The sequence below is a fragment of the Nostocoides australiense Ben110 genome, from assembly GCF_001050535.1.
Lineage (GTDB): Bacteria > Actinomycetota > Actinomycetes > Actinomycetales > Dermatophilaceae > Nostocoides_A > Nostocoides_A australiense.
In genome coordinates, this window is record NZ_HG764815.1 from 2,752,156 (window position 1) to 2,755,898 (window position 3,743).

Sequence of the window (3,743 nt, forward strand, 5' to 3'; positions counted from 1 at the left end):
CCCCCCCCCCGCCTGCTCGCCGTGATCGGCGCCTCGATCGCGCTGGGCGACCACCTCGTCGCCCACCCAGAGCACTGGCGCAGCGTCGCCGAGGCCCGGCCGCGCACCCCGGAGCAGCGCGTCGCGCGGATCGTGGGCCGGGTCCGGAACCCGGATCCGGGGCTGAGCCCCGACGACGCCCTGCGCGTGTATTACCGCCGGGGGCTGCTCGGCATCTCGGCGCTCGACCTGGTGGCGCCCGACCCGCTCGTCAAGCTGCCCGACACGGCCGCTGCCCTGGCCGACCTCGCCGCGGCCGCACTGGAAGGCGCCCTCGTCATCGCGCAATCGGAGTTGCCCGATGACGCCGCCCAGTGCCGTTTCGCCGTGATAGCCATGGGCAAGACCGGTGGGCGAGAACTGAATTACATCTCCGACGTCGACGTCATCTTCGTCGCCGAACCGGCGGACGGAGTCAGCGAGCAGGACGCGATGGCGGCGGCCGCGCGCCTGGCGACCCGGCTCATGACGGCCTGTTCGGCCGCGACCGCCCACGGCACCCTGTGGCCGGTCGATGCCGCCTTGCGCCCGGAGGGCAAGGCCGGCCCGCTCGTGCGAACCGTCGCCTCACACAAGCAGTACTACGAGCGGTGGGCCAAGACGTGGGAATTCCAGGCGCTGCTCAAGGCGCGCCCGGTGGCGGGGGACAAGGAGGTCGGCGCCGCCTATCTGCAGGCCATGGCCCCAATGGTCTGGCAGGCCGCCTCCCGCGAGAACTTCGTCGACGACGTCCAGGCGATGCGCCGACGAGTGGAGGCCCACATCCCCAGCGCCGAGGCCGACCGGCAACTCAAACTCGGCCCGGGCGGCCTGCGTGACATCGAGTTCAGCGTGCAACTGCTCCAACTCGTGCACGGCCGCACCGACGAGCGCATCCGTTCCGGCACGACCCTCGATGCGCTGGCGGCGCTCGCGGCATACGGCTATGTCGGGCGCGACGACGCGGCTCAACTCGCCGCGGCATACCGTCTGCTGCGCACCCTCGAACACCGCATACAGCTGCTGCGGCTGCGCCGCACCCATCTGATGCCGACCTCACCGCACGAGTTGCGCCGGCTCGGGCGAGCGCTCGGGCACCGGGAGGACCCGGCGGCGGCCGTCGTGGCCGAATGGAAGGCGGAGGCGCGCGAAGTGCGGCGGCTGCACGAGCGGCTCTTCTACCGCCCGCTCCTCGGCGCGGTGGCACGCCTCGGCACCGACGACGCTCGCCTCACCCCCGAAGCGGCACGAGAACGCTTGAGCGCCTTGGGTTTTCGCGACCCCACCGGGGCGCTGCGGCACCTCGAGGCCCTCACCGAAGGGCTCTCCCGGCGCGCCGCGATCCAGCGGCACCTGCTGCCGGTGATGCTCGGCTGGTTCGCGGCCGAGGCTGACCCGGACGGCGGGTTGCTCGCCTTCCGCAAGGTGAGCGAGTCCCTGGACTCCTCGCACTGGTACCTGCGGCTGCTGCGCGACGAACCGGCCGCCGCCGAGCAACTCGCCCGCACGCTCGCGCGCAGCAAGTTCGCCGCCGAGGTGCTCGTCGCCGCCCCCGAGGCGGTGCAGATCCTCGGCGAACCCGGCGGGGTGCGCCCGCACTCGCGTGGGGACATCGAGCGCCGGATGCGCACGGCGGCGCAGCGCAAGACCTCGCTGGACGACGCGATCGCCGCGGCCCGGCAGGTCCGGCGCCTCGAGCTCTTCCGCATCGCCGTCGCCGACCTTGTCGGTGATCTCCCGCAGCCGGACGTGGGGCGCGCCCTGTCCGACCTGACGGCCGCAACCATCGAGGTCGCGCTGCAATTCGTCATCCGCGAGGAGGAGAAGCGCGCCGGCCGGCCGCTGGTGACCGATCTGCTCATCGTCGGCATGGGCCGGCTCGGCGGCAACGAACTCGGTTACGCCTCCGACGCCGACGTGCTCTTCGTCCACGACCCGCACATCGGCGCCGACGAGGACGCGGCGCAGGCGCAGGCCCTGGCTGTCGTCAAGTCGATGCAGCGGGTGCTTTCGGTGCCCGGGCCCGACCCCGCCATCGGCCTCGACGCCGACCTGCGGCCCGAAGGCAAGAACGGCCCGCTCGTGCGCAGCCTCGACTCCTATCGCGCCTACTACGACCGGTGGGCGCTGATCTGGGAGGCGCAGGCCTTGGTGCGGGCGCGGCCGATCGCCGGCAACGCAGAACTCGCGGCCCGGTTCGAGGACCTCATCGACCCCATCCGCTGGCACGGCGCCGGCCTGAGCGCACAGGACCTGCGCGAGATCCGCCGGCTCAAGGCGCGCATGGAGGCCGAGCGGCTGCCGCGCGGCGCGGACAAGCGGACCCACTTCAAACTCGGCACGGGCGGGCTGTCCGATGTGGAGTGGGTCGTGCAGACCCTGCAGATGGAGCACGCCCACAACTACCCGACGCTGCGCACCACCTCCACCCTGCCGGCGCTCACGGCCGCGACTCAGGCCCGGCTCATCTCCAGCGCCGACTCCGCCGCTCTCGCCAAGGCCTGGGAGTTCGCCGCCCACGCCCGCAACGCGTCGATGCTCTATCGGGGCAAGGCGGTCGAATCGGTGCCCACCGACTCCCGGGAGGCCGACGGCACCGCCCGGATCATGGGCCTGCCGCCGGGTTCCGGCCAGGAGTTCGGGGAGGACTACCGGCGCATCACCCGTCACGCCCGCGCCGTCGTCGACCGCGTCTTCTACGGGCGCGAGGAGAGCTGAGCCAGCTTTCGGACGGCGGCGGAAGCACGGCATACCGGAATCTAGACTTGCGCCATGATGCAGCGACTGGATCTGCGTGGCCGATCCCTGTCCCTGCGTGAGCTTCGCGAGAGCTTGCCCAGGGCGGAGTTCGACGTGGACGCCGCGCTGCATGCCGTCCGACCGATCTGCGAGGAGGTGCGCGGCGGCGGCGCCGAGGCGATCAAGGAGTTGGGGCAGCGGTATGACGGGGTGTGCCCCGATCGCCTCCGGGTCCCGGCCGGAGCGCTCGCCGTGGCGTTGGCGCAACTCGACCCCGACGTGCGGGCGGCCCTGGAGGTGGCCATCGAGCGCGCCCGGCGGGTGCACGCCGACCAGGCGCGCACCGACACGACGACGCAGGTCAGCGCGGGCGGGACGGTCACCGAGCGGTGGGTGCCGGTCGACCGGGTGGGCCTGTATGTGCCCGGCGGGCGGGCGGTCTATCCCAGCTCGGTCGTGATGAACGTCGTGCCCGCCCAGATCGCCGGCGTCGCCTCGTTCGCCGTGGCCAGCCCCCCGCAGAAGGAGAACACCGGCGACCTGGTCGGTTATCCGCACCCGACGATCCTCGCCGCGTGCGCGCTGCTCGGGGTCGAGGAGGTCTACGCGATGGGCGGGGCGCAGGCCATCGCCGGTTTCGGCTATGGCTTCACCGACGGCGACGACGTGTGCGAGCCGGTCAGCCTGGTCACCGGGCCGGGCAATATCTATGTGGCGGCGGCGAAGCGGCTGCTGAAGGGGCTCATCGGCATCGACGCCGAGGCCGGTCCGACCGAGATCGCCGTGCTCGCCGACGCCACCGCCGACCCGGAGTATGTCGCCGCCGATCTGATCAGTCAGGCCGAGCACGACCCGCTCGCGGCGTCGGTGCTGGTCACCGATGCGCCGGATCTCGCCGAGGCGGTCGCCGCCGCCGTCGCCCGCCGGGCCGCCGCGACCAAGCACAGCGAGCGCGTCATCGAGGCGCTGTCGGGGCGGGGGGGGGG

General features: G+C 72.8%; 2 protein-coding genes. Both read left to right on the forward strand.

All coding sequences use genetic code 11. From position 1 onward, the window contains the following. The coding region (locus BN11_RS13265) for a bifunctional [glutamine synthetase] adenylyltransferase/[glutamine synthetase]-adenylyl-L-tyrosine phosphorylase (RefSeq protein ID WP_053084103.1) at positions 1-2,736 on the forward strand (2,736 nt) is incomplete at its 5' end. A 54-nt stretch (positions 2,737-2,790) separates the two neighbouring features. Further along, positions 2,791-3,743, forward strand: a 953-nt coding sequence (gene hisD, locus BN11_RS13270; protein WP_083433744.1) for a histidinol dehydrogenase, incomplete at its 3' end; no start/stop codon positions are given.